Annotated in this window: 23 protein-coding genes; 7 read left to right on the top strand and 16 right to left on the bottom strand. The window is 72.3% G+C overall.

Annotated elements, in window-relative coordinates; genetic code table 11:
• Positions 1-50: 50 nt before the first annotated feature.
• The 6 genes from QFZ50_RS10655 to QFZ50_RS10680 form a co-directional block, all read right to left on the bottom strand.
• Positions 51-1,019: an ABC transporter substrate-binding protein gene (locus QFZ50_RS10655; protein ID WP_307084024.1), complete on the bottom strand. Its 969-nt coding sequence runs from the start codon at positions 1,017-1,019 to the stop codon at positions 51-53.
• Positions 1,016-1,762, bottom strand: a complete 747-nt coding sequence (locus tag QFZ50_RS10660; protein WP_307084026.1) for an ABC transporter permease — start codon at positions 1,760-1,762, stop codon at positions 1,016-1,018. The genes QFZ50_RS10655 and QFZ50_RS10660 overlap by 4 nt, the downstream gene beginning before the upstream one ends.
• Complete coding sequence (locus QFZ50_RS10665) at positions 1,762-2,463, bottom strand: ABC transporter permease (RefSeq protein WP_307084028.1); 702 nt, start codon at positions 2,461-2,463, stop codon at positions 1,762-1,764. Before QFZ50_RS10665 ends, QFZ50_RS10660 begins: the two co-directional genes overlap by 1 nt.
• A gap of 2 nt (positions 2,464-2,465) precedes the next feature.
• Complete coding sequence (locus QFZ50_RS10670) at positions 2,466-3,584, bottom strand: ABC transporter ATP-binding protein (RefSeq protein WP_307086765.1); 1,119 nt, start codon at positions 3,582-3,584, stop codon at positions 2,466-2,468.
• A gap of 264 nt (positions 3,585-3,848) precedes the next feature.
• A complete protein-coding gene (locus tag QFZ50_RS10675; protein WP_307084030.1) occupies positions 3,849-4,805 on the bottom strand; it encodes an N-acetylglucosamine kinase in 957 nt (318 codons plus the stop codon).
• A 136-nt stretch (positions 4,806-4,941) separates the two neighbouring features.
• Entirely contained in the window at positions 4,942-6,183 is a 1,242-nt protein-coding gene (locus QFZ50_RS10680) for an MFS transporter (protein WP_307084032.1), read from the bottom strand.
• 166 nt (positions 6,184-6,349) lie between these two features.
• Here QFZ50_RS10680 and QFZ50_RS10685 point away from each other — a divergent pair, with 166 nt between their 5' ends.
• Together QFZ50_RS10685 and QFZ50_RS10690 are read left to right on the top strand one after the other, a co-directional pair.
• The gene (locus QFZ50_RS10685; RefSeq protein ID WP_307084033.1) at positions 6,350-6,832 is read left to right on the top strand and encodes an Lrp/AsnC family transcriptional regulator; all 483 of its coding nucleotides are present in this window, start codon (positions 6,350-6,352) and stop codon (positions 6,830-6,832) included.
• A 136-nt stretch (positions 6,833-6,968) separates the two neighbouring features.
• Complete coding sequence (locus tag QFZ50_RS10690; RefSeq protein ID WP_307084035.1) at positions 6,969-7,838, top strand: metal-dependent hydrolase; 870 nt, start codon at positions 6,969-6,971, stop codon at positions 7,836-7,838.
• Here the strand turns inward: QFZ50_RS10690 and QFZ50_RS10695 are convergent.
• The 4 genes from QFZ50_RS10695 to galU all read right to left on the bottom strand — a co-directional run bounded on the left by QFZ50_RS10695 (position 7,835) and on the right by galU (position 11,824).
• Positions 7,835-9,112, bottom strand: a complete 1,278-nt coding sequence (locus QFZ50_RS10695; protein ID WP_307084038.1) for a phosphotransferase — start codon at positions 9,110-9,112, stop codon at positions 7,835-7,837. The two genes, QFZ50_RS10690 and QFZ50_RS10695, sit on opposite strands and share 4 nt — an antisense overlap.
• 61 nt (positions 9,113-9,173) lie before the next feature.
• Positions 9,174-10,019, bottom strand: coding sequence for a hypothetical protein (locus QFZ50_RS10700; RefSeq protein ID WP_307084039.1), 846 nt, complete (start codon positions 10,017-10,019; stop codon positions 9,174-9,176).
• A 257-nt stretch (positions 10,020-10,276) separates the two neighbouring features.
• Positions 10,277-10,906, bottom strand: coding sequence for a GNAT family N-acetyltransferase (locus QFZ50_RS10705; RefSeq protein ID WP_307084041.1), 630 nt, complete (start codon positions 10,904-10,906; stop codon positions 10,277-10,279).
• 15 nt (positions 10,907-10,921) lie between these two features.
• Positions 10,922-11,824, bottom strand: a complete 903-nt coding sequence (galU, locus tag QFZ50_RS10710) for a UTP--glucose-1-phosphate uridylyltransferase GalU (protein ID WP_307084043.1) — start codon at positions 11,822-11,824, stop codon at positions 10,922-10,924.
• A gap of 57 nt (positions 11,825-11,881) precedes the next feature.
• On the opposite strand from galU, the gene QFZ50_RS10715 reads away from it, so the two are divergent.
• The 3 genes from QFZ50_RS10715 (at position 11,882) to QFZ50_RS10725 (ending at position 13,707) form a co-directional block, all read left to right on the top strand.
• Entirely contained in the window at positions 11,882-12,523 is a 642-nt protein-coding gene (locus QFZ50_RS10715; RefSeq protein WP_307084045.1) for a 5-formyltetrahydrofolate cyclo-ligase, read from the top strand.
• 85 nt (positions 12,524-12,608) lie between these two features.
• Positions 12,609-12,935 (top strand): FmdB family zinc ribbon protein, encoded by a 327-nt coding sequence (locus QFZ50_RS10720; RefSeq protein WP_307084047.1) that lies wholly within the window; start codon positions 12,609-12,611, stop codon positions 12,933-12,935.
• Positions 12,936-13,038: 103 nt separating this feature from the next.
• Positions 13,039-13,707 (top strand): RcpC/CpaB family pilus assembly protein, encoded by a 669-nt coding sequence (locus QFZ50_RS10725; RefSeq protein ID WP_307084049.1) that lies wholly within the window; start codon positions 13,039-13,041, stop codon positions 13,705-13,707.
• 51 nt (positions 13,708-13,758) lie between these two features.
• Here QFZ50_RS10725 and QFZ50_RS10730 read toward each other — a convergent pair whose 3' ends face one another.
• From QFZ50_RS10730 to QFZ50_RS10745, 4 genes are all read right to left on the bottom strand, one after another.
• Positions 13,759-17,823 carry a DUF4011 domain-containing protein gene (locus QFZ50_RS10730; RefSeq protein ID WP_373462265.1) on the bottom strand — a complete coding sequence of 1,355 codons (4,065 nt, stop codon included), beginning with the start codon at positions 17,821-17,823 and terminating at the stop codon, positions 13,759-13,761.
• Between the two features lie 93 nt (positions 17,824-17,916).
• Positions 17,917-19,503: a glutamine-hydrolyzing GMP synthase gene (gene guaA, locus QFZ50_RS10735; protein ID WP_307084053.1), complete on the bottom strand. Its 1,587-nt coding sequence runs from the start codon at positions 19,501-19,503 to the stop codon at positions 17,917-17,919.
• Positions 19,504-19,579: 76 nt separating this feature from the next.
• On the bottom strand, positions 19,580-20,065 hold the full coding sequence (locus QFZ50_RS10740; RefSeq protein WP_307084054.1) for a DUF3817 domain-containing protein: 486 nt from the start codon (positions 20,063-20,065) through the stop codon (positions 19,580-19,582).
• On the bottom strand, positions 20,058-20,987 hold the full coding sequence (locus QFZ50_RS10745) for an SURF1 family protein (RefSeq protein ID WP_307084056.1): 930 nt from the start codon (positions 20,985-20,987) through the stop codon (positions 20,058-20,060). Before QFZ50_RS10745 ends, QFZ50_RS10740 begins: the two co-directional genes overlap by 8 nt.
• Before the next feature lie 130 nt (positions 20,988-21,117).
• On the opposite strand from QFZ50_RS10745, the gene QFZ50_RS10750 reads away from it, so the two are divergent.
• Together QFZ50_RS10750 and QFZ50_RS10755 are read left to right on the top strand one after the other, a co-directional pair.
• A complete protein-coding gene (locus QFZ50_RS10750) occupies positions 21,118-22,839 on the top strand; it encodes an ABC transporter transmembrane domain-containing protein (RefSeq protein WP_307084057.1) in 1,722 nt (573 codons plus the stop codon).
• The gene (locus tag QFZ50_RS10755; RefSeq protein WP_307084058.1) at positions 22,832-24,577 is read left to right on the top strand and encodes an ABC transporter ATP-binding protein; all 1,746 of its coding nucleotides are present in this window, start codon (positions 22,832-22,834) and stop codon (positions 24,575-24,577) included. Before QFZ50_RS10750 ends, QFZ50_RS10755 begins: the two co-directional genes overlap by 8 nt.
• 30 nt (positions 24,578-24,607) lie before the next feature.
• On the opposite strand, the gene QFZ50_RS10760 is transcribed toward QFZ50_RS10755, so the two are convergent.
• The gene (locus QFZ50_RS10760; RefSeq protein WP_373462266.1) at positions 24,608-25,129 is read right to left on the bottom strand and encodes a PTS sugar transporter subunit IIA; all 522 of its coding nucleotides are present in this window, start codon (positions 25,127-25,129) and stop codon (positions 24,608-24,610) included.
• A 49-nt stretch (positions 25,130-25,178) separates the two neighbouring features.
• Positions 25,179-26,318, bottom strand: coding sequence for a GuaB3 family IMP dehydrogenase-related protein (locus tag QFZ50_RS10765; RefSeq protein ID WP_307084061.1), 1,140 nt, complete (start codon positions 26,316-26,318; stop codon positions 25,179-25,181).
• Positions 26,319-26,379 lie beyond the last annotated feature (61 nt).

The following is a 26,379-nucleotide window of genomic DNA, read 5'->3' on the forward strand; positions in this document are numbered from 1 at the left end:
GGCAGAAAGACGCCGCGTGCCGGGCCCCTGCGGAGCACCCGGACCGAGGATCAGCCCGCGAGTCCCTTCTCGGACAGCCAGTCCGCTGCCGCGTCCGCCGGGTTGCGCTTCTCGGAACCGCTGACCTCGCGGTTCAGCGAGAGGAGGTCCTCGGTGGTCAGCTGGGCGGACACCTTGTTGAGGACGTCCTGGGCCTGGCTGCTGACGGTGTCGGTGTTCACGAGCGGGAGCACCTGCTGCGCGATGAAGTTGTCCTTCGGATCCTCGAGGACCACGAGGTCGTTGTCCTCGATCGACGGCGTCGTGGTGTAGATGTCCGCGGCCTGCACGTCGTCGTTCAGCAGCGCCTGCAGGGTGATGTCCCCGCCGCCGTCGTTGATCGCCTCGAAGCCGCCGGGCTCGCAGTTGTACTTCTCCTTGAGGCCGGGCAGGCCGTACGCACGCTCCTGGAAGGTGCTCGGGGCGCCGATGGTGATCTCGCCGCAGACCTTCGCGAGGTCCTCGATGGATTCGAGGCTGTACTTCTCGGCCGTCGCAGCGGTGACGACGAGCGCGTCCTTGTCCTCGGCCTTCGACGGCTCGAGCACGCCGAGCTTCACGTCCGGCGACTTGGCGGCGAGTGCGTCGGGCAGGGCCGCCAGGATGTCGTCGGCGGACGCGGCGGTGGCAGCGGGATCGGCGAAGAGGAGCAGGTTGCCGCCGTATTCGGGCAGGATGTCGATCGACCCGTCCTCGAGGGCGGAGTAGTAGATCTCGCGCGACCCGATGTTGGGCTTCGTCGTCGCCTCGACGCCGGCGGCCTTGAGCGCCCCGGCATAGATCTCGGCGATGACCTGGCTCTCGGGGAAGTCCGCGGAACCGATGACGACGGATCCGCCGGCGGCGCTGGCGGTGTTCTCCGCCGCGCCCTGGGGATCGCTGTCCGCACCGCAGGCGCTCAGCGCCAGCGCGGCCGTCAGGCCACCGGCCAGTCCGATCAAAGCGCGCCGGGTGGCGCGTTGCGCTGACAGGTTCTTCATGGTGTTCCTCCTTGTGCTCCGGCGACGGCCTTCTGCCGACCGGATTCTCTGGTTCTGGGTGGACCGGATGCCCGGAGGCCCGGCGGGATGGCGAGTCGCTGCACCAGGCCCAACAGCAGATCGACGGCGATCGCGAGGACGGTGATGACGACGGCGCCGCCGAAGAGGCGCCCGTAGTCGGCGAGCTGGGTCCCTTCGACGAGGAACACCCCGAGCCCGCCGAGGTTGATGAAGGCGACGACAGCTGCCGTCGCGATGACCTGCAGGACGGCCGCGCGGACCCCGCCGAGGATGACCTGCAGGCCGTTGGGCACCTCGACCCTGAACAGGATCTGCAGCTCGCCCATGCCCATGCTGCGCGCGGCGTCCACCACGGTGCGGTTCACCGAGGCGATGCCCGCATAGATGCCGCTCAGCAGTGGCGGGACGGCGAGCAGGACCAGCGCCCAGATGGGCGGCATCAGCCCGAGCCCCGCGAGCAGCGTGAACAGGAACACCATGCCGAGGGTCGGGAGGGCACGGAGGATGCCGACGCCGGAGACGATGACGACGCGGCCGCGTCCGGTATGGCCGACGTAGAGGCCGATCGGCACGGCGATCGCGAGCGCGATCACCATGGTCAGCCCGGTGAAGCCGAGGTGCTCGACGACGCGGGTGGGGATGCCGCGCTCGCCCTCCCAGTTCTCGGGCGCGGTCAGCCACTCCCACATCTGGACGAAGAGGTTGGTGCTCGAGTAGTCCATCAGGCGCCCGCCACCTTCGCCTCGAGCGCGACGGCGTCGTCGGCGGAGCCGCCGGTGCTACCGGAGCGGGCCCTGCGCGCCCAGGGCGTCAGCAGCCGTTCGGTGAGCACGAGTGCGAGGTCCAGGACGAGGGCCAGCAGGAGGATGATCGCGATCCCTACGGCGATCTCCGTCGGGAAGGACCGGAAGAGCCCGTCGGTGAACAGCGTCCCGAGGCTCGGCACCCCGATGAGGGCGCCGACGCTGACGAGGGAGATGTTGGTGACCGAGACGACGCGCAGGCCCGCGAACAGCACGGGCAGCGACAGCGGGAGGTCCACGGTGAGGAACCGGCGCACGGGCGTGTAGCCCATGGCGACGGCGGCCTGCCGGACCCCGTCGTCGATGGAGTCGAGGGCGTCGAGCGTGGACCGGACGAGCAGGGAGAAGGCGTAGACGGACAGCGCCACGATCACGTTGACCGGATCGATCACCTTGGTCCCGAGGATCACCGGGAGGAACACGAACATCGCCAGCGACGGGATGGTGTAGAGGATGGAGGAGCCGGTCAGCAGCACCGACCCGACCACCGGGTTGAGCCGGGCGAGCTGGGCCAGCGGCACGGCGACGAGGACGCCGAGCAGCAGCGGGATGATCGCCTGGAAGAGGTGGAGCCGGGTGTGCAGCCAGATGAAGTCGAGGTTGGAGAGGAACCAGTCCATGGTCAGACCGCCGTATTGTGCTCGGCGCGGCCCCGGCCGAGCCTCGCGGCCTCGATGAGGCCGAAGACCTCCGCGGCGCGGACGACGCCGACGACGCGTCCGTCGTCGTCGACCGCCACCCCGAGGCCCGAGGGCGAGGAGAGGGCGGCGTCGAGGGCGCGGCGCAGCGAGTCGCCCCGCGTGTAGAGGGAGCCGCCGGGTACGGCGTCCGCCTGCCGCGTGAAGCCTGCGCGGCTGGCCTGCGGCACCCAACCGTGCGGGCGTCCCTCGGTGTCGACCAGCAGCGTCCACGGTGAGTGCACCGGGACGGTCGGATCGGCGAGGCGGTCGGAGTCGATGGTCTCGACGGGGTGGATGGCGACGCCGTCGCCGTCCTGGAAGGAGAGGTGGCGGAACCCGCGGTCGCGGCCCACGAAGCCGGCCACGAAATCGTCCACGGGGGCCCTCAGGATCTCCTCGGGAGCGGCGAACTGCGCCAGGCGCCCGCCCACCGCGAACACCGCGACCTTGTCCCCGAGGATGGTGGCCTCGTCGATGTCGTGCGTGACGAAGACGATCGTCTTCGCGAGGTCCCGCTGCAGGCGCAGCAGTTCCTCCTGCAGTTCGGCGCGGACCACGGGGTCCACGGCGCTGAAGGGCTCATCCATGAGGAGCACGGGCGGGTCCGCCGCGAGGGCCCGGGCCACACCCACACGCTGCTGTTGCCCGCCGGAGAGCTGCACGGGGTACCGGCGGCCGAGGTCGGAGGCGAGCCCGACGACGTCGAGCAGCTCGGAGGCGCGCCTGCGCGCCTCGGCCTTCCCGACGCCGTTGAGGCGGGGGACGGTCGCGATGTTGTCGAGGACCGTCCGGTGCGGCAGCAGCCCGGAGGACTGCATGACGTACCCCATGGAGCGGCGCAGTTCCGCGGCCTTCTGCCGGCCGATGTCCTGGCCGTCGAGGAGGATCTGCCCGGAGGTGGGTTCCACCATGCGGTTGATCATGCGCAGGGAGGTGGTCTTGCCGCAGCCGGAGGGGCCCACGAAGACCGTGATCCTCCCGCGGTCGATCTCGATGGAGAGGTCCTCGACGGCGGGACGTCCGCCGTCGTAGGTCTTGGTGACGTCGTGGAACTCGATCATGGGGCGGCTCGAAGCCTGCTCGGCGGGTGTCATGGCAGCTGTGCCTTTCCTGGCAGGAGCTTCTCGGCCGGGCTGCGCCCGCGGGCCGCACGAATGCGGGTCCGGCTTGCCGTCTGGATGCCGCTGGGCGGGGGCGCAGCGGTCAGTTCAAGCTGTCGGAGGTTCTGAGTCTAACCGTGTGTTCGGAGCAGGCAAGACCGCATATGGGTCTCGGGTCGGTCAATTTCCGTCCGCCACCTTCCGCGCCGCCGGCACCCGGCCCGCCTACCCCGCCATCAGGAAGCGGACACCCTTGACGGGATCCTCCTCGAGGAACACCACCCGGGTGATGTCCGCGGCCGCAAGACGGTCCCGCAGGCGCGCCTGCAGGGCCGGCTGATGCATCGCGAGACCGCCGCCGAGCACCACGGGACCCGGGATGCCGATCACGGAGGCGACGTCGAGGATGAGGCGCGTGAGATCGGCCGCTGCCTGGTCGACGATCGCTGCGGCGTCCTCGTGACCGTCCTGCGCCGCGTCGAACACGGCCCTCGACTGTGCTGCCCAGTACGTGCGGCCGGCCCCGGAGTGGAACAGCCCGATCAGTTCGGTGGGCGTGGTGACGCCGTTCAGTGCCAGGACGGCGGCGTCGAGGGTGTCGGGGCGGAGCCCGACGTCATGCCGGTGCAGTGCCCGCCGTACCGCCTCGCGGGCCACCCAGTAGCCGCTGCCCTCGTCGCCCAGGAGGTAGCCCCAGCCTCCCGAGCGTGCCTGGCGGCCGTCCTCCGTGACGCCCCAGGCCACCGACCCGGTGCCGGCGATGACGGCGATGCCCGCCCGCGCTCCCCCGGCCGCGAGGATGAGGCGCGTGTCGTGGACGACGTCGATCGCGGCTCCCGGCGCGTGCGGCGCGATCAGGGCGCGCAGCCGGTCGGCGTCCGCCTCGGTGTCGACTCCCCCGGAACCGGCGACGACCCGCCCGATCCTCCCGGACGGCTCGGTGGACAGGAGGTCGCGGAACAGCTCGCCGAGGCTGCGGGCGGCGTCCTCCCGCGTCACGTTCTGGACGTTGGCGCTGCCGGCCCTGGCCTCGGCGACGAGGATCCCGTCCCGCCACAGCGCTCCGTGGGTCTTCGACCCGCCGATGTCGAGGCCGACGACGAGCGCCCCCTCTCCGGCGGCCGCACGAGGATCGGCGCCGGTGGGAGCGGGGGACGGCTGGGGTGACGACGGGCTGCTCATCCCTACAGCGTACAAACAGCGGGTATCGCCCGGAGGTCCGCCGGCGGAATCCCCGACCGGCCGCGGCGTACGTGCTGCCGGCCGGCGCTCCCGCCGGTGCCGGCACCGCCGCTGCGACCCGCGAACCGGCCCGGGGTCAGCGGGCGGCGCGGAGCCGGACGACGAGCGAGCCGGCGGCGAGCGCCCCGCAGACCCCGGCGACCGCGAGCGCGAACACCGTCACGGACGCGTCCAGCCCCCAGATCCCGGCGGCAGCACCGAGGCCGAGGACGGGCACGGCGCTGCCGAGGTAGGTGATGACGTACACGGCGCTCACGGTCTGGGCGTGCAGTGCGGGTGCGACCTTGACCGACACCTCGTTGAACACCACGCGGAAGGCCATGCCCTGCCCGAAACCGGCCACGAGGCACGCGCCGACGAGCAGGGGCAGGCTGCCCGTGGCCTCGGCGACCGGCAGCAGGCCGACACCCAGCGCCATGCCCGTGAGACCGAGCGGCACCACGAAGCGTCCGCGCGGCGACAGGAGCTGGCTGACGGCGGAGGATCCGAGCACGAGGGCCGAGAGGAGGCCGATCAGCGGCCGGGAGGAGGTGCCCGCGATCCCCGCGAACCAGGTGGGGGCGAGGCTCAGCGTGAAGCCGAAGACGGCGAAACTGAGGAATCCGACGGACGACGCCGTCCAGAAGGACCGGCGTGCCTCCCGGGACACGGCCGGCCGGCGGGGACGCAGGGCGGTCAGCGGATTCTGCCCCGTTGCGGGTTTGATCGCGGGCCGGGCACGCAGCAGGACCAGCGGCACCAGGAGGCTCGCGAGCACCACGAGGTAGATCAGGAACGGCGTCCTGGTGGGCGCGGGCAGGAGCGAGAGGAGCCCGCCGATCAGCGGTCCGGCGGCCACGCCCCCCGCGGAGGCCAGAAGGGTGAAGCGGGATGCCCAGTCGGGACGCGAGGGCAGGAGGTCGCGGAGGGCGGCCGCGCTCGCGCCGGTGGCCAGGGCTACGGCACCGCCCTGGAGGGCGCGGCCTGCCGCCAGCATCGGCAGTGAGGTGGCGACGGCGAAGAGAGCGGCCCCGAGCAGTCCGAGGAGCACGGCGAGGACGAGGGCCGCGCGCCGGCCGATGTGGTCGGACCAGTGGCCCGCGAGGACGAGTCCGCCGATCAGCGCGATGACGTAGGACGCGAAGGCGACGGTGACGGCGAAAGGGGTCAGCCCGAGGTCCGCCTGGATGAGCGGGTAGAGCGGCGTGGCGAGGTTGGCGCCGATCAGGAGGGTGGAGATCACCGTCACCGCGAGAGCGAGGCGGACGGCGAGGGATGCGTCCCAGCTGCGGCGCTCGGCGGATGCCGGCCGCATCCGCAGCTCGTTGATGACGCTCATGCCACTTCTCCTCGCTCGCACGCGCCAACAGTAGGCGCTTCTCCGAGCGGGGTCGGGCCCGGACTTCTATAGGATGAGGTGGATTGCACGCCCTGGGGGGTCACGCACGTCTTTTTTGAGCGTCGTGCGCAACACGGATCGGGACGACTGACGGGAAGTGGGCTTCATGAGCAAACTGGACAGGCTGGACCTGCGCCTGCTGCTCGAACTGGTGCGGGATCCGCGCGCCCAGGTGAGCGAGCTGGGCGAACTGCTCGGGGTGGCCCGCAACACGGCGCAGACCCGGATCCGCCGGCTGCTCCGGGCGGGGATCCTCCGCACCAGCGGACGAGAGCTCGACCTCGAGGCGCTCGGGTACGACGTGGTCGCCTTCATCACCATCGAGGTGGCGCACCGCGAGCTCGACGGCGTCATCGCCGGGTTGCGCACCCTCAACCAGGTCCTCGAGGTGCACGAGATCTCGGGGCGGGGCGACGTCTGGTGCCGGGTGGCCGCGACGGACACCCACCACCTGCAGGCCGCCCTGCGCTCGGTCCTGAAGATCAAGGGCGTCATCCGCACCGAGACGGTGCTCGCCCTGCACGAGCACATCCCGTACCGCGTCGAGCCGCTGCTCGAGCGGCTCGCGCAGCGTCCTGCCGACGCCTGACCAGCGACCGACTCGCACGCCCGACCCGCACGCCCGACCCGACCCGCACGCCCGACCCGCCCGACCCGCCCGACCCGCCCGACCGGCCAACCTACCCGCATGCCCGACCCGACCCGCGCTACCCGAGGAGACCTCCATGGCCCTGCCCACCACCGACACCCGCGTCACCTATCCGCAGGGCGCCGTCGATTCCGTCTCGCGCGTGCTGCACGTCGAGACCCGCGACGACGGCCGGCACGCCGTGCTCCTGGACACCACGGCCTTCCACCCCGTCGACTCCGCCTGGCCGGACCAGGGCCCCGATCGCGGGGAGCTCCGGGCAGACGGGGCCGCCTGGCCGGTGACCGACTGCGTGGTCGGCGCCACGGACGGCACCACCCTGTACCTCGGCGCCGAGTCGCCGGTCCGCAAGGGCACCGAGGGCTGGGCGTTCGTCGTCGCGCACCTCACCGACGCGGACGCACCGGCGGTGGGCGACGACGTCGTCGTCCGGGTCGACGCCGCCTACCGGGCGGCGGTGTCCGCCGGGCACACCGGCTGCCACCTCGCCTCCCTCGCCCTCAACCGAGCGCTGGCGGACCGCTGGAAGAAGGACGTGCCCGCGGATGCCCTCGGCGCGCCCAACTTCGATGCGCTGGCCGTCGACACGACCGCGATCGGCGAGTTCGGCTCCGTCGACACGTACCGGCTGGGCAAGTCCCTCCGGCGGAAGGGCTTCAGCGTCGAGGACCTGGACCCGGCCGCGATCGCGGCGGCCGTGAACGCGACCCTCGCGACATGGACGGCGACGGGTGCGCCGATCGGCATCGCGGCGGACGGACCGGGTCTCACGGACCGGCGCCGGTGGGTCTGCGAGCTGCCGGGCGAACGTGCGGAGATCCCGTGCGGCGGCACCCACCTGGACTCGCTGGCAGGCCTCGCCGTCTCCGTGCAGCTCGAGGCGTCGGATGCGGACGGCACGCCGGTGCTGGTCATGAGGACGCGGGCGGAACCGAGCGGCGACTAGGCGCCCCTCGCGCGCGGCGCCCCGAGCGCGCGCGCCTCCGTGAGGAACTGCTCGGCGACCTCGAGGCGGGACAGCGCCTCGCCGGCGCCGGCGTCGTCCGCCGCGTCCCGCCGCGCCCCCGCGACCAGTGTGAGGCTCACCGCTGCCGCCCGGCTCCTGAGCGCCGCGGGGTCGACATGCTCGTCGAAGGCCCGCAGGAACCGCAGCAGCGCCTGTGGCACGTGCGTGTAGCCGGGATGCAGGCCCGGCAGGACGGCCAGGTGGCCGAGGAAGCACGCGAGATCGTCCACGAGGCGTCCGGGGCCGAGCGCATCGACGTCCAGCAGCCCCGACACCGCGCCGCCGGTGATGAGGAGGTTGCCCTCGTAGAAGTCCCCGTGGGTGGGCACGAGCGGGCCGCCGTCGCTCGTGCGGACCGCCTCATCGATGCCCTCGGCGAGCCGACGGATCCGGGCGGACTGCTCCGGCAGGGCGGCCACCGCGCCCTCGCCGTAGTCGCGGACCCGTGCGGCCCACGGCGGGCGTACGGGGAGGGCCAGCACCGCCGACGGCAGCGACCTCAGGACCGCGACGAGTTCGTGCGGATCCACATCGGCCGCGCCGTCCCGCATGAGCAGGTCGGCGAGCGGCGTGCCCGGCGCAGGGTGCATGGCGACGACGTCCTGCACCGGGTCTCCCGCGAGGGCGGGCGCCGGGACCCCGGCGGCCCGCAGCATCCGGTGCCGGTCCGCGAGGCCTCCCGCAGCATGACGGCGCAGCACCTTCAGGTAGCGGCGGTCCCCGCCGTTGTCCGCGCGGATCACGGCGCGGCGCAGCGGCCGATAGCTGCGGAGGTCGAGTCCCGTCTCGCCGGGCACGTGACCGGGGCCGAAGGCGAGGGCTGTGACGCGGTCCTGGTCGAGGGCCAGCGGGAGTCCGGGCAGGAGCGGATCGGCGGGATGCACCCAGACGGTCAGGGGGTCCGCGCCCCGACGGTGGAAGACCACGACGCCGTCCGCGGCGTGCGGGATGGCGCAGGAGGTGATGCAGGCGTAGGCGGGTGGCGGCGAGGTGCGACCTTTACGGCCGGAGGCGCTCCGGGCCGGGCGCACCGTCACGGCGTAGACGCCTGTCACGCCCGCTCCGGGCCGGTGGTGGAGGGAGCCGAGCTGCCAGGACTCGAGTGCCCAGCCCGCAGCGGCGAGGGTCCGGTGCAGGAGATCCGACGGCGCATCCGATTCCAGGAGCGCCATGGTCTCCTGCTCGCGGACGATGCGCGCCTGCCTCGCCTTCATGCGGCCCCCGGGAGATGCCTTCGGGGGTGGACCGGTGTCCGGTTCCCCAGCTGATGACCGGTCAGGCGCGCCGGCGCTGCAGGACGTCGTCGAGGTTGATGCGGCCCGTTGCGGGGGCTGCCTCGGCGGCGTCGCCCACCGTGTCGTTCGCGGCAATGCGCGCAGCGGCCTCGGAGGCCTTGATGGGAGTCCGGGAGGTCGGCTTCGGGGCTTCGGGGAGATCGAGCGGGGCGGGCGCCTGGCGTTCTGCCTTGGCCGCATCGACGTAGGTGGGCCGGGGGACTTCCACGGGCGCCCAGTCCGGTGTGACGGCCGGCGCGGCGGCGACGTCCTCGCCGGCTGCGGCGTCCGCCTCGGCCGGCACGGACATGCCCCGGACGTCCAGCACGGAGGAGCCGTGCGCCACGGCGAGCGCGGCGGTGCGCAGTTCCATGGGGGTGAGGCGCCGCGTCACGGCCTCCTCGGCATCGAACAGGGTGGTGGGCCGGCGGGGGGCTGCGGGCGCAGCCGGCGCCACGGGCGGTGCGGGCTCGGCGACGTGGACGGGCGCCATGGCATCGAGGAACGCCTGGTCGACGCGGGCGCGGCGGGCGCGGACCGCGAGCATCCTGAGCACTGCGACGGCGGCCGCGGCCACGACCACCGATGCCAGGGGGACGACGACGGACACGACGCCGAACACGGCCAGCACGAGGGTCACCAGCGTGACCAGCAGGGCCGCGAGGCCGACGAGCGCGACACCGATGCGTCCCCACCGCGGCCTGAAGGTCGGCGTGGCGGCGGGCGCGGGGTCCGGCAGGGCCGTCGGCTCCCCGGCCGCGAACTCCCCGGCCGGGAACTCCTCGGCGGCGGCGGGCAGGACCCGGGTGGGTTCCGTGGTGTGTGCGTCGTCCTGTGGCGTGGTCATGGTCATCATGCTCCCTGCGGGACGGCGGGTCCCGGCTCGTGGCGATCGGTGTGAGCTTCCGGCTGATGCCGGCACGGTCCTCCTGAGGACGGAAGGGGCCACCCAGAGCAGCCACAGTCCGACGATTGCGGCGAGCACCAACGAGCTATCCAGGGAGAAGACCACACCTAGAACCGTAGGACACTTGGTACCGCGTCACCGCATTGTCCTCGGTGTGTCGGACCCGAATATGCTTGCCGCGGCATTCGACCGTCGGATCACCCGCGGTGCGACCGGCCGCTCTCGAGCCAGGGGGCCAGCAGGCCGCGCGGGACCTCCTCCGCCGTGAGCGCGAAACTCCGGTGATCCGCCCACTGCCCGGCGATGTGCAGGTACCGGGGCCGCAGGCCCTCGTCGCGGAAGTGCAGCTTCTCGACGACACGGAGGCTCGCTGCGTTCTCGGGCCGGATGTTGATCTCCATGCGGTGCAGGCCGAGGTCCCCGAAGCAGTAGTCGGTGGCCAGGGCCACGGCCGTCGGTGCGATCCCCCGGCCGGCCCGCTCGGCGTCCACCCAGTACCCGAGGGTCGCCGACAACGCCGAACCCCAGGTGATCCCCGAGACAGTCAGCTGGCCCACCAGCCGCGCATCCCGCGAACCCTCGGGCTGCTCCGTGATGAGGAACGGGAGCGCCGACCCCGACCGCGCCTGCAGGGTGAGCGACCGCACCATCTGGTGGTAGGTGGGCAGGAAACCCTCGGGATCCGGATTGGAGGCCTCCCAGGGCGCGAGCCAGCGGGCGTTGCGCTGCCGCAACGCCGTCCAGGCTGCCTTGTCCCGGTGGCGGATGGGCCTCAGGACGAGGGAGCCCGTCCTGAGACTCACGGGCCAGCTGGTCGCCGACCACATCGCGTGCGCCCCGTGCTAGTCCGCGAGGTTCTTGCTGAAGTCCTTGATCCAGGTGCGCAGGTCGGGGCCGAGGTCCTCCCGCTCCGACGCGAGTGTCACCACGGCCTTCAGGTAGCTCAGCTTGTCGCCCGTGTCGTAGCGGCGGCCACGGAAGACCACCCCGTACACGCCGGAGCCCTCGCCCTCGGCGGCGGCGAGGGTCTGCAGGGCGTCCGTCAGCTGGATCTCCCCGCCGCGGCCGGGCTCGGTGGTCTCGAGGACGTCGAACACGCGGGGGTGCAGCACGTAGCGGCCGATCACCGCGAGGTTCGAGGGAGCCTCATCGATGGCGGGCTTCTCGACGAGCTGGTTGACGCGGACGTGGTCCTCGCCGTCGATCTCGGTGATGTCGGCACAACCGTAGGCACTGATCTGCTGGGGGTCGACCTCGATGAGGGCGATCACCGAGCCGCCCGTCGTGGCCTGGACCGCGATCATCGTCTCGAGCAGGGGGTCGCGGTCGTCGATGAGGTCGTCACCCAGGAGGACGGCGAACGGCTCGTTGTTGACGTGCAGCTTCGCGCGGAGCACGGCGTGGCCGAGGCCCTTGGGGTCGCCCTGGCGGAGGTAGTGGATGTCGCCGAGCTCGGAGGGCCGGCGGACGGCGGCCAGCTTGTCGTGGTCACCCTTAGCCTCGAGCGTCTGCTCGATGAAGGGGACGCGGTCGAAGTGGTCCTCCAGGGCCCGCTTGTTGCGGCCGGTGATCATCAGGACATCGGACAGGCCCGCGTCCACAGCTTCCTGCACGACGTACTGGATCGCGGGCTTGTCCACGACGGGCAGCATCTCCTTGGGCATCGCCTTGGTGGCGGGGAGGAAGCGGGTCCCCAGGCCGGCCGCGGGGATAACGGCCTTCGTCACACGTGATCGCAAAGTCATGGGCACCACACTACATAACGGGTGCCCGATCCCCCGGGCGCCCTGCACAATGGTGAAATGACCCTCCCCGCACGTGATAAGGGAAAACTCCGCCTGCGGGCCTCGCTGCGCGCTGCACGCTCCGCGTCGGATCCGGCCGATCGGCAGGAGCAGGCGCAGGCGATCGCCCGCGCCGTCGTGGACCACGCCGGCGGTATCGCCGCGGCTCCCGGGGAGCGCCGGACGATCGCCGCCTATCTGGGGCGTGACCCGGAACCGGCGACCGCGGGGCTGTTGCAGGACCTGCACGCACGCGGGTTCGACGTCGTCCTCCCGGTCTGCGAGCCGGCGTACCGGCTCTCGTGGGTCGGGTGGGTGCCGGGTACCGCCCTCCAGCGGTCGGTGCGCGCGCCCGTGGACGAGCCGGTCGGCCCGCGCCGCCCCTTCGAGGAGGTGCCCGCGGTCTGCCTCATCCTCGTGCCTGCCCTCGCCGTCGACCGGTCGGGCCAGCGCCTGGGCCAGGGAGGCGGATACTACGACCGGTTCCTCGCGCAGCATCCGACGGACTCCCCCGGCGCCCCGCCCCGCCTGGGTGTGGTGTACCGGTCCGAGCTGCTGCCCGCCGGCGCCATCCCGGCCGAACCCTTCGACCAGCGGTTGGGCGGGGTGTTCACGGCGGACGGACTGCAGCGCTTCGAAGCTGTCGCTGGGCCGGTGTAGACTGGCACTCGACCCCGGAGAGTGCCAAAAGCAGCGGCCGGAAGAGCCGCCCCGGGGGCCACGACGCCCGTCCAGGAGGATTTCCATGCCCATGTACGCCTATGCCTGCAAGGACTGCGGCCACGCCTTCGACATCCAGCAGTCGTTCTCGGAGGACTCCCTGACCGTCTGCCCCGCCTGCGGCGGAGCCCTGCGCAAGAAGTTCAACAGCGTGGGCGTGGTGTTCAAGGGCTCCGGTTTCTACCGCAACGACTCCCGGTCCACGACGACGAGCACGGACGCGGGTTCGCCGTCCTCCTCGTCCACGGTCACGGCGGCCCCGGGCTCCTCCGGCTCCTCGACCGGATCGGCAGCCGCGTCGACGGCGTCGTCGTCCTCCTCCTCCTCGACGGGGAACGCCGCAGCGTCCTGACGGCTGCCGGCCCGTCCGGCGCCGGCGGGTGACCCACCGGACCGATATCCACATGGCTCCGCCCGCACGTCGCGCCTCGGCGTGCCCGGCCTAGGGTCGGTAGATGGACCCGACCACCCTGCTCCGCGAGCGGCCCTTCCGCTACCGGCTCCGCCGGCTCGTGTATCGCCGCAGACGGCTCCTCGCGTGCCTGCTGTTCAGCCTCGCTGCGGGCGTCGCGGTCGAAGCGCTGGTGGGAGACGACTACGCGACGACGACGGTCGCCACCGCTGCCCGCGATCTCGCGGCAGGGACGGTGCTGACGGAGGCCGACGTCGCCCTCACCCGGCTGCCCGTGGCGGCGGTGGGTCATCGTCCGTTCGGGCAGACGGACCGCCTCGTGGGCCAGCAGCTGGCCACTCCCCTGCTCCGCGGGTCACCGATCGCGAGCACGGCACTGGTGGGTGACGGACTGCTGACGGGCGCCGCTCCCGGCACCGTCGCAGTGCCGCTCCGACCGGCGGATCCGGGTATCGTCCAGCTCCTCGCCCCCGGCCAGCTCGTGGACGTCGTCCTGAGCACCGGCAACGGCTTCGAGTCCCCCGCACAGTCCACGGTCCTCGCCCGAGCGGTCGCCGTCCTGTGGACCGATGCGGGTGGCACGGGTACCTGGCCGGGAGCGGACGGCGACGGCGGGCTCGTCGTCGTGGCGGCGCGCGCCGCCGAGGCCGCCGCCCTCGCCGGATCCTCCAGCTCGGGGGACGTCCACCTGGTGCTGACGGCCGGACGCTGACACGCCCGCGTCGCGACGGACCCGTCGTCCCCCGCTACCCGGGCAGGGCGGTCAGCCCCAGTGCGGGGGCCGCTGCTCCTGGAGCCACTCGTCGTGGTCGCCCTCGGTGTCTCCCCAGGATCGGGGGTCGTCCTCGCCGGCGGTCGTCGGCAGGGACGGGGCCGCGTCGGCCGGCTCACGGGCCGCCTCGCTCCCGGGTCCGGGGTGCTGCCCGTCCTTGCTCATGGTCGCGCTGTCCTTCCATGTCCGTGGCTCCTCCGGAGCGTCCCGTGGCGGCAGCCCGAGGACGGCCGATGCCCGTTCCGCGCAGCCGTCGGGGTCCGTGAAGACCTCGATGGTCCACAGCGGCAGGTAGCGCCAGCCCATGCGTTCGAGCACCTGGGGCCGGAGCCGGCTGCGTTCGCGCACCGACATCGAGCCGTACCGGGTGGTCCCGTCGGACTCGATCGCCAGTGGAGCGGGCCGCTCGTCCTGCACCGCGGCGGCCGTGCCGTCCGCTCGCAGGTCCGCCGGCCGCACCGCGACGATGTCGAGGACGCCCGCGTAGTGGTCCCACACCTCGGCGCCGCGGTGGCGCAGACGGTCCACGAGGTCGGCGACCAGGGGATCCTCGTTGCTGCCCGACACCGGCCCGGGCTGCCCGGCCGGTCCGCCGAGCTCGCGCTGGAGCAGCTCGAAGAAGTCCAGCGCTCCCGTGGTGAGCCGGTCGGGATCGAGGTCGGACGGTTCGAAGCAGGTCAGCACGTGCTGGAGCCGCCGCGCGCGCGTCATCGCCATGACGAAGTTGCGGCGACCGTTCGGACCGGACAGCGGACCGAAGGAGTGCAGCGCCCGCCCGTGGGGCGTGCGGCCGTAGCCGAGCGAGAAGATGATGTCGTCGCGGACCAGTCCTCCTGCCCGCTCGACGGGCACGACGCGGAACGCCTCCCGACCGGGTGTGAAGAAATCGGCCGCCCACGGGAACTCGGTCATCTGCAGGCGGATCGCCTCGCCCACCCGGGCGGCGTGCCGGGCGCTGGCGGTGACGACGGCCAGCGAGAGGTGGGGACGGCGGCGGATGTGCTCGAACACCAGCTCGACCACGCGGTTCACCTCGACGGCGACACTCTCGACGCCGTCGTGCTCGGAGCTCGGCATGCCGGTGCCGTTCGGCAGGTACTCGACCACGAGCCCTCGGCCGCTGCCCGTGACCTCGGAGGCCTGCGGCAGCCGGGAGAGCTTCCCGTCGTAGAAGGATTCGCTCAGGTAGGTGTCGAGGCCCCGGTCCACGCCGCGGTAGACCTGTGTCAGGCCCCGGATGGGCAGGACCTCGCGGAGCGCGTCGTAGGCGCTCGGCAGGGGCTCGAGGGTGGAGGCGCGATCCGCGGACTGCACCTCGATGCTGAAGCGGGTCGGCCCCGCCAGGCGATCGTCGCCGAAGACGGTGACCTGTGAGGCGCGCGCGATGCAGGGCACGGCGCTCTGCAGCGACATCGACTCGCCGTCGAGGATCACCGCGGTGTCGAAGGTGCAGCCCTCGGGGACCGCACCCCGGATGGTCAGCGGGCTCACGGCCCAGATCGGCACGAGCGCGGCGACGAGCTCCGGCGCGAGGCCCGCGAAGACCTCGAGGGTCAGCGTCCCGTCCTTCAGCTCCTGCCGGAGCCGGGCGGCGTCCTCGGGGTGGTTCTCCACCGCGGCGCGCCAGCGCTCGCCCAGCGTCCAGCGGATGCGGGCCGGACCTGAGGCGATGTGCGCGTTGTCCGCCAGGCGGTATTCCGCCTCGAGCTTGCGCAGGCTGTCACCGTCGGACATGGCGAGGTAGTCGTCCCCGCTGATCATCGCCTCGAGGGCGGACTGCCACCAGGCGAGTTCGAGCTCGTGCCCCACGCGGTCGGCGGGCACCTCCCGGGCGGCGAGGTCGGTGAGCAGCTCTCCCAGGCCCTGCTCGCGCATCTCGTCGAGCAGCAGCGTGCGCTCGGGCAGGGTGGCGAGGGTGTCCTTGTCCACCGCGAGGTCGCGGAGGAGGGTCTCCAGGGCGTCGAGGTCCAGCGCCGCGAGGTCGGGGTGCCCGGAGGTCGGACGGAGGATCGTCGTCAGTTCCGCGAGCCGGGCTTCCACGGCGCGGTAGGACGCATGGATCTCCGCCAGGCCCGTGGGGACGGAGGGGTGTCGTTCGGTCAGGGCGTAGCGCGTCCACAGCGTGCGCTGCTGCTGGACCTCGCGCAGGGAGGTGTGGAGGTCGGAGATGTGCACGCCCGGCCGGATGTACTCCTTGGCCACGCGCCGCAGCCGGGACCGGGTCATGGAGCTCATCTCGATGTCGCGTTCCTTGCGCCAGGAGGACGGCGCGGTGGCGGAGATGAGGTCGGTGACGGGCCGGTCGAAGATGTCGGGCGTGAACTTGTCCAGGCTCTCGCGGACCGCGACGAGGAGTTCGAGCTGCTCGCCCCACTCCTGGAAGGTCCCGCCGAGCGTGATGTGGGAGTGCTCGGCGACCCGCTGCACCTCGTCGCGGAGTTCGGGGATCTCGGTGGCGAGCTGCTCGGCGAGGCCGTGCGCGTGCTCGGTCTCCTTGCGGTTGAGCAGCTGGGCGCCGTACCACGGGCTCTCCGTGGACGCCTTGCTGAAGCTGCCCAGTTCCGCGGCACGCTGGAGCCGCTCGGTGAGTTCCTTGCGGTCGGCGATGGAGTCCAGGACGCTGCGCTTGAGGCGCACCGTGGTGGACGGTGCCGGATCGAGCGCGGTGAGGCCGGCGAGGGACTGCATGGCCTGGTAGGGCGAGCACCCCCAGCGGCTGCGGATGTTGTGGAGGCTCCGCACATGCTCCATGAGCTGGTGGCGGTGCCCGGTGAGCGTGGCGTGGAGCGTCTCGAGCTGCGGCTGGACGGACTTCTCGTTGCGGACGAGGGCGCGGATGACGGCCTCGCGCAGCTGGGCCGGCCCGGTCTGGCTGCCGACCTGGAGCACGAGCGAGCCCAGGTTGAGCCCGTCGAGGTCCTGCACGAACTCGTTGAGGGTGCCGCGGCGCTCCGCGGCGACGACGACGCGCTTGCCGTCGGCGGCGGCGCGGGCGGCGACGTTCAGGGCGGTCTGGGTCTGGCCCGTCCCGGGAGGGGTGGCCACGACGAGGCTGATGCCCGCGGACGCGAGGTCGAGGACCTCCTGCTGGGCCTTGTCGGCGTCGAGGACCAGGATCTCCTCGGCCGGGTCCCGCTCGTCGGCGGGCGGGAACCGGAGTCCGTCCGCCGCACCCGCGAGGGCCGATGCGTCGTCCGTGTCCCCACGGGCCGCACCCAGCAGCGCGGCGAGCACCGGATGGTCGGGGCGGAGGGCCGGATCGCCCTTGACCCCGGCGAGGTCGGCGAAGGTGGAGACCAGGATCCGGTGTTCCACGGACATGCCGCGCACCCCCTCGCTCAGCACGCGCATGCGTTCGAGGACGGGATGCGGATCGAGGCGCGCGGTGCCGTAGGCGAGGCGGGCGATGCCGGTGGGGTCCACGCGCAGGCCCTGCTGGTTCCGCAGGTGCCGGACGAGTGCCGGGTTCATGCGGGCCTGCTCGGTGATCTGCAGCTCGTAGTCGTCCTGTGAGGCGTGCACCGTCAGCGAGATCGCGGTGAGCAGGACGGGGGCGTTCAGCGTCTCGGAGCGTCCGGAGTCGTCCACCGACCGCCACGACGCCGTCCCGGCGGCGAGGAAGCCGACGTCGATGCCCCGCTCGGTGCCGAGCTCGAAGATCTTCGCGCGGAGGGCGCGCGCCGCGGCCTTGGCGGCACTGTACTGGACGGGGTCGCGCAGGAGGGTGGACAGGCGCGTGCGCCTGCCGGCCAGGAGCTGCGCGAGTCCCGAGGGGTGGGCGTGCGTCAGGTCGATGCTCGTGCCCGCTGAGGGCCGGAAGTGCAGGAGCGTATCGCCGCTGGCCTGGGGTCCGAGGCCCTCGAGCCAGGGCACGAGGAACTCCTGGGCGGAGGCTGCGTCACCGGAGGGGTCGGGGCGCTGCCGGCCCGCCTCCGTGCGCTGCTGGTTCCCCTGCGGCTGATTCGCGGGGGAACCCGCCGTATCCCGCTGGTCCTGCTCCGGCACGGCCGCCTTCTTCCCTGCATTGTCACGTGCTGATCTCGACCAGATTGGCATGTCTTCCAAGCTATCCGAAAAGCGATCGGACCCCGCGGATAGCAACGCGGCCCGGGCGGTCGGACAGGGGTTCGATCCCCTGTCCGGATCCGCCTATTCCCATTCGATGGTTCCCGGCGGCTTGCTCGTCACGTCGAGCACCACGCGGTTGACGCCGTCCACCTCGTTGGTGATGCGGTTGGAGATGCGGGCCAGGAGGTCGTACGGCAGGCGTGACCAGTCGGCGGTCATGGCGTCCTCGCTCGAGACCGGGCGCAGCACGATCGGGTGTCCGTAGGTCCGCCCGTCCCCCTGGACGCCCACGCTGCGGACGTCGGCGAGCAGCACCACGGGCATCTGCCAGACCTCGTTGTCGAGTCCGGCCGCCGTCAGCTCCGCGCGGGCGATCGCGTCGGCCTTGCGGAGCAGGGCGAGGCGTTCCTCGGTGACGTCGCCGACGATGCGGATGCCGAGGCCGGGGCCGGGGAACGGCTGTCGTCCCACGATCTCCGCGGGCAGTCCGAGCTGGGCGCCGACGGCGCGCACCTCGTCCTTGAAGAGGGTGCGGAGCGGTTCGACGAGCTCGAACTGCAGGTCCTCGGGCAGGCCGCCCACGTTGTGGTGGCTCTTGATGTTCGCGGCGCCCTCTCCCCCGCCCGATTCCACGACGTCGGGGTAGAGGGTGCCCTGCACGAGGAACCGGATGGGCTCGCCCTCGGCCGCCGCCTCGCGCATGATGGCGCGCTCGGCCTCCTCGAAGGCACGGATGAACTCGCGGCCGATGATCTTGCGCTTGGTCTCCGGGTCGGAGACGCCCGCGAGGGCGTCGAGGAAGCGCTCCTGCTCGTTGGCGACATACAGCTTCACGCCGGTCGCGGCGACGAAGTCGCGCTCCACCTGCTCGGCCTCGCCCTCGCGCAGCAGTCCGTGGTCCACGAACACGCACGTGAGCTGGTCACCGACGGCGCGCTGCACGAGTGCTGCCGCGACGGCGGAGTCGACGCCGCCGGAGAGCCCGCAGATGACGCGCGCATCGCCGATCTGCTCGCGGATGCGCTCCACCTGCTCCTCGAGGATGTTGCGGGTGGTCCAGTTCGGGTCGAGGCGCGCGCCCCGGAAGAGGAAGTTCTCGATGACGGCCTGGCCGTGCTGGGAGTGCTTGACCTCGGGGTGCCACTGCACGCCGTAGAGGCCCTTCTCCTCGTTCGCGAAGGCGGCGACCGGCGCGCCGGCCGTGCTCGCGAGCACGTCGAAGCCGTCGGGGGCGGCCTGCACGCTGTCGCCGTGGCTCATCCAGGCGTTCTGCTGCTCCGGGGTCCCCGTGAGGATGGAGCGCGAGGCGCCGTCGGAGCGGACGTCCGTCGAGCCGTACTCCCGCAGGCCCGTCTTCGCGACCGTGCCGCCGAGCGCGTCGGCCATGGCCTGGAAGCCGTAGCAGATGCCGAGCACGGGCACGCCGGCGTCGAACAGGTCCCGCTCGATGCGGGGGGCGCCCTCCGCGTAGACGCTGGACGGCCCGCCGGAGAGGATGATCGCCGAGGGGTTCTTCGCGAGGATCTCCTGCGTGCTGAGCGTGTGCGGGACGATCTCGGAGTACACGTCCGCCTCACGGACGCGGCGCGCGATCAACTGTGCGTACTGCGCGCCGTAGTCCACGACGAGGACAGGACGGTGTTCGGAGCCGTTCTCGGGGGTAGTCACCCACCAACAATAGTCCGCGTGCACCCGGCGCCGCACATCCGCGGGCGGGCTGTGACGCGATGGCGGACGCGGGGCTTCAGTACCGCGGCGCAGCCTCGGGGTGCGCTGCGAGGTCCTCCTCGGCCTGACGGTGGATCCGCTTCTCCACGAAGAAGGACAGCAGCGGCACGACGCCGCCGAGCGCGATCAGGACGAAGCGGCCGAAGGGCCAGCGCATGAGCTGCCACAGCCGGAAGTCGGCGATCAGGTAGACGACGTAGAGCCAGCCGTGGACGATCAGCACCGCCGTCGAGAGGTTCACCCCGCCGGCGGTCTCGGCGACGACCTCGGGCAGGAACTGGAGGAACGCCCCGCCTCCGGCGACGATCTCGGAGTCGAATCCGTACTTCGCCACCATCTCCACGACGACGAGCAGCAGCATGACGCCGGTCGCGTAGGCGAGCACCTTGTAGAACGCGAGCGCGGAACGGATCTGCGCATGGGTGCCGCCGAACCGCCGCTTCTGCTTCCCGCCCTGCGGGCGGGCCGTTCCGGCGGTGGGGTCGAGTGCTGGCTCAGTCACGGTGGGCTCCGCTTTCCTTGGGGGATGTCGTGCGGGTGGGATCGGCTGCGAGTCGGGACGAGGGGGCGACGAGCGGCGCGTCGACGGGCTCGTCGACGGGCGGGTCGACAGGCTGCTCGAGGGGTGGGCCGGCGGCGTCCCGCAGCGCCTGCTCGGCGTCGGCCGCGTCCTCGAGGGTGCGGCGGTGGTCGTCGGCGACGAGGCGCCACCACAGGAAGAACGCGAAGCCGGCGAAGACGACCCATTCGACGGCGTAGAAGATGTTGAGCCAGTTGATCGGAGTGTCCTGCGGCTGCGGGCCGACGACCACCGGCTCCATGCCGTCGGCGAACGGGACGGCGGCACCGTCCACCGTCACGTCGGTGGCGACGATGAAGGCGGCGTAGGCGGTGGCGTCCCACACGTTGGACAGTTCGGCCGTGGAGAGCGACGGCACCTGCCCGTCGGCGTTCCGCTGCGCCACGGGCGCCTCGGGCGGCAGGAGCCGCCCGACGACGGCGGCGGCACCCTGCTGCTGCGGCACGGACGCCGCGTCCTCCGCCGCGGCCACCCAGCCGAGCACGACGGGGATCACGGCCCCCTCGCCGGGCGCAGCGTCCGGGGCCGGATCGACCGCGAACGCCTGGACGACCCACAGGCCCTCCTCGCCGTCGCGGAGGCGGTTCCCCACCAGCATCCGGGTCCCGGGCAGGAACGCGCCGTCGACCGACACCATCTGGTCGGCCCCCGACGCGTACAGCGGCGTGAGCGGCGTCAGCACGTCGGTGAGCGGGCGGACGTTCTCGGTGGTACTGGGCGCGGGCGGCGGCACCTCCCGCGAGGAGTTGAACTGCCACTGGCTGAGGAGGACGAAGATCGCGGCAGCCGCCATCGCAAGGATCAGCGTGAGGATCCATCGAGGCTTGAGCGCGGTCTTCAACACCCCTTAACGGTACTTCGTACCCCTGTAGAACAACGAATACCGCCCGGCCCCACCGGGCAGCACCGCGGCCCGCAAGAGTGATTGGCAAATCCCTATCACTGAGCCCCGATGCGGTCTAGGATGAATCCTCGTGCGCTCCTTTCCCTACCCCCTGACCGGCTCGCCGGACCTGCGCTCCCCCGCGCGCTACCTCCTGTGGCTCGGCGGGCAGCAGAAGGCCACCCTCGCGGCCGGGATCCTCCTCGGAACCGTGTGGATGGCGTCGCAGGCCGTCATGCCCTTCGTCCTCGGCAGGGCCCTCGACGAGGGCATCATCGGCGGTGACGGGCGCGCGCTGTTCGGCTGGGCGGGCGTACTGCTCGGACTCATGGTGGTCCAGGCCGTCTCCGACACCGCGACGCATCGCGCCGGCGTCAGCAACTGGATGCAGGCCGCGTTCAGCTCCGTCCGGCTCGTGGGGGACAAGATCAGCCGCACCGGCGATGCCCTGCCCACCGCACTGTCCACGGGCGAGGTCGTGTCCACCGCCGCCTCCGACGCCTTCCGGCTCGGCGAGGTGTACGAGGTGCTCACGCGCCTCGCCGGAGCAGCGGCGGCCTGGCTCGTGGTCACGGTCCTCATCTGGCAGACCTCCCCCGTGCTCGGCGTCGTCGTGCTCGTCGGCGTCCCGGTGTGCTGCGGCCTGCTCCTCTTCGTGGTGCGGCCCATGCAGGCGCGGCAGCGCGAGCAGCGCGAGGCGTCCGGCAGGATGACAGCGGTGGGCGCGGACACCGTGGCCGGACTGCGCGTGCTACGCGGTATCGGCGGCGAGCACATCTTCGTGGGCCGCTACCGGGACAAGTCCACCGTGACGCGTGACTCGGGCATCCGGGTGGCGCGCTCCCTCGCGGACCTCGAGGCCTCCCAGGTGTTCATCGCCGGGACCTTCAGCGTGGTCTTCACCTGGGTGGGCGCCTCGCTGGTGCTGGCCGGGGACATCACGCCCGGGGAGCTCGTGGCCCTCTACGGGTTCTCCATCTTCCTCATGACCCCCATCCGGGCGGCCGCGGACTCGGTGGCCCGCTTCATCCGTGCCCATGTCGGTGCGCGGAAGATCATCGCCGTGCTGTCGGTGGACGCGAACGTCGCCGAGAGTCCGACGCCGGTGCCCGCCCCGCCGCCGGGCGGGGTCCTGGTCGACGAGCGGTCCGGTGTGGTGGTCGAGCCCGGGCTGATCACGGCCGTGGTCTCGCGGGAGCCCGCGGAGTCGACGGACGCCGTGACGCGCCTCGGCCGGTTCGAGGACGCCGTGCTCGCCGAGGCGACGGTGCGGTGGGGCGCCGCCGACCTCCGGCACGTCCCGCTGGCGGACATCCGCGCGCGGATCGTGGTCAGCGAGGCCGCCCCCCAGCTGTTCAGCGGCGCCCTGCGCGACCAGCTGGACCCCCACGGCCGGCACGACGACGACGCCGTCCTCGCGGCGCTCGAGGCCGCGAGCGCACTGGACATCCTCGACGGGCTCGAAGGTGGCCTCGACCACGAGGTCACCGAGCGCGGCAGGGGCTTCTCCGGCGGGCAGCGCCAGCGCCTGGTCCTGGCGCGCGCCTACCTCACCGACGCGGAGAACCTCGTCCTCGTGGAACCGACGAGCGCCGTCGACGCGCACACCGAGCAGCGCATCGCGGCCCGGCTCGGCGAGGCCCGACGCCGGGACGGGCGGACCACCGTCGTCGTCACCGCGAGCCCGCTGCTGCTGCGGGTCGTCGACCGCGTCGTCTTCCTCGAGGACGGCCGGGTCAGCGCGCAGGGCAGCCACAAGGACCTCATGACCAGCAGCAGCACCTACAGGAACGTGGTGATCCGCAGTGAGTAGCACGACCAAGCTCCCCGTCGCCGGACCGGGGTCCGTCCGCGACGAGGCCTCACGCCTGATCCGCCACCACCGGCGGAGCCTCGGCACGGTGATCATCCTGTACGTCGGGTCCGCCGTCGCGGGCCTCGCCGGACCCTTCCTGCTCGGCGTGCTGATCGACGCCGTGTCCGCCGGCACGACGCCGTCCTTCGTGGCCGCGGTCTCCCTCGGGATGCTCGGCTTCCTCGCGGTGCAGTCCGTGCTGCGCCGCTACGCCGTGCGCTCGGGCATGGTCTTCGGCGAGCGGGTGTTCGCGGAGCTGCGCGAGGACTTCATGGAGGACGTCACGGCGCTCCCGCTGTCCACCGTGGAGAAGGCGGGCACGGGCGACCTCGTCGCCAGGACGACGAACGACATCGACGCGGTGTCCCACACGGTCCGCTTCGGCGTGCCGCAGGTCGTCGTCTCCGCGGTGACCATCCTGCTGACGCTGGGGGCCGCCGTCGTCACCTCGCCCGTGCTGTCCCTCGCCCTCCTCGTGGGCCTGCCGCTGCTGTGGCCCGTGACGCGCTGGTACCTGCGGCGCAGCGCGGCCGGCTACATGCGCGAGCGCGAGACCTACGCCGTGGTGAACGGGACGATCACCGAGACCATCGAGGGTGCCCGCACCGTCGACGCCCTCGGCCTCGGCGGCCTGCGCCGCCAGGACCTTGATGCCGCCCTCGGCAGGAGCTACCAGGCGGAGAGGTACACGCTGTGGCTGCGCTCCGTCCTCTTCCCGGCCGCGGACATCGCCTTCTGGCTGCCCGCCGCCGCGGTGCTGCTGTGGGGCGGCTGGCTCGCCGGGCAGGGCGCTGTCACCCCGGGCGCCGTGGCCGCGGTGGCCCTGTTCGCCGTCCGGCTCATCGATCCGGTGGACCTGCTCATCATGTGGACCGACGAGATCCAGGTCGGTGCCGCCTCGCTGGCCCGCATCATCGGCATCAAGGACGTCGAGCCGGACCGCGAGGCGACGACGGCGGAACCGGCCAACGAGGACATCGTGGTGTCCGCCGCGACCTACGCCTACCGCCCCGGCCACAACGTGCTGCACGGCGTCGACCTGACGCTCGTGCGCGGCGAACGCCTCGCCGTCGTCGGCCCCTCCGGCGCCGGCAAGTCCACCCTGGGCCGGCTGATCGCCGGCATCCACCCGCCAACCTCGGGAACCGTCACGGTGGGCGGCGTGCCCCTCGTCGACCGGCCGCTCGACGACCTGCGCCGCGAGGTGGCCCTGGTCACGCAGGAGCACCACGTCTTCGTGGGGTCGGTCTCGGACAACGTGCGGCTCGGGCGCGCGGACGCCGGCGACGGCGAGATCGAGGACGCGCTGCGCAGCGTCGGCGCCCTCGACTGGGTGAAGCAACTGCCCGAGGGCACGGACACCGAGGTGGGATCGGGGGCGCACGAGCTCACCCCTGCCCAGGCGCAGGAGCTGGCGCTGGCGCGGCTGATCCTCGCCGACCCGCACACCCTCGTGCTGGACGAGGCGACGTCACTGATCGACCCGCAGGCGGCACGCGATCTCGAACGGTCGCTGAACGCCGTCCTCGAGGGGCGCACCGTCATCGCGATCGCACACCGGCTCCACACCGCGCACGACGCCGACCGCGTGGCCGTGGTGGAGGAGGGACGGATCGCCGAGCTGGGCTCGCACGAGGAACTGCTGGCACTGGACGGCGCGTACGCGTCGCTGTGGCATTCCTGGCGGAGCGAGTAGCGCCACGGACCCCGGCGGTCCGCCGGGGCGTCAGTGGTCGAAGAACACCAGCGAGGAATTGATCAGCTCGGCGATCACCTCGGCGTCGTGCGCCCGGCGCAGCGACTCGCGGAAGTTCTCCTTGAACAGGCTGCGGGCGATCGTGGCGAGGACCTCGAGGTGCTCCGAGAAGGACTGCGCCGGGGTGGCCATGAGGAGGACGAGGGTGGCCGGGCCGTCCACCGCGCCGAAGTCGAGGCTGTGACCGAAGCGTGTGACGCCGACGGCGATCGAGGTCTGGTTCACGTACTCGCTGCGGGCGTGCGGCAGGCCGACGCCGCCGGGCAGGCCGGTGGCCATCTGGTGTTCGCGCGAGTTGACCTGGTCGAGGAACGCCTGCAGGTCCGAGATCCGGCCCGCGGCGTGCAGGCGCCCGGCCAGCTGGGCCGCCGCGTCCTCCTTCGAGGCCGCCTCCATCTCGAGGATCACGAGGTCGGGGGTGGTGAGTTCGGCGTCGTGCAGCTCGAGGGACAAGTCGCTCACAGTGTGCCTTTCGGAGTTACCGCCGGCCATGGCTTTCCAGTTTAGCGGGGCCGTCCCGCGCGCCGGCCTTCCCGCGCCGTCAGTCGGTGGAGATGTAGGGCGAGAGGACGACTTCCACGCGCTGGAACTCCTTGAGGTCCGAGTAGCCGGTGGTGGCCATCGCCCGCCGCAGGGCGCCGATCAAGTTGGAGCTGCCGTCGGTGTGGTGGGAGGGACCCCAGAGCACTTCCTGCAGGGGACCGACGGTGCCGATGTTGACCCTGTCACCGCGCGGGAGTTCGTGGTGGTGTGCCTCCTGGCCCCAGTGCCAGCCCTTGCCCGGGGCCTCCTCGGCGCGGGCGAGCGCGGAACCGAGCATGACGGCGTCGGCGCCCATGGCGATGGCCTTGACGATGTCACCGCTGGCGCCCATGCCGCCGTCGGCGATGACGTGGACGTAGCGTCCCCCCGACTCGTCCATGTAGTCACGGCGGGCACCGGCCACGTCGGCGATGGCCGAGGCGAGCGGCGAGTGGATGCCGAGGGCCCGGCGGGTCGTCGTCGTCGCGCCGCCGCCGAACCCGACCAGCACACCGGCCGCGCCGGTGCGCATGAGGTGGAGGGCGGGCGTGTACCCGGCCGCGCCGCCCACGATCACGGGGACGTCGAGCTCGTAGATGAACTTCTTCAGGTCCAGGGGCTGCTCGTTCTTGGACACGTGCTCGGCGGAGACCGTGGTGCCGCGGATCACGAAGATGTCGACGCCGGCCGCGAGGACGGTCTTGTAGAACTGCTGGGTGCGCTGCGGGGTGAGGGACCCGGCGACCGTCACGCCGGCCTCGCGGATCTCGGCCAGGCGGCTCGTGATCAGCTCGGCGCGGATCGGCGCACTGTACAGCTCCTGCAGGCGGCGCGTGGCCGCCGGGCTGAAGTTCTCGGTGCTGAGACCGGCGATCTCGTCGAGGACGGCCTGCGGGTCCTCGTAACGGGTCCACAGCCCCTCGAGGTTGAGGACGCCGAGTCCGCCGAGGCGGCCCATCGCGATGGCGGTGGCCGGCGACATGGCCGAGTCCATCGGGGCGGCGACGACGGGCATCTCGAACTGGTAGGCGTCGATCTGCCAGTTCACGGAGACGTCGAGCGGGTCCCGGGTGCGCCGGGAGGGCACCACCGCCACGTCGTCCAGCGAATATGCCCTGCGTCCGCGCTTGGCCCGGCCGATCTCGATCTCGTAAGTCACTGCTCTAGGTTAGCCCAGCACCGCCCTCGGCCCGGCGGGAGCCGCGGCGGCCGCCGGGTGG

The organism is Arthrobacter agilis (assembly GCF_030816075.1).
GTDB classification, from domain to species: domain Bacteria; phylum Actinomycetota; class Actinomycetes; order Actinomycetales; family Micrococcaceae; genus Arthrobacter_D; species Arthrobacter_D agilis_E.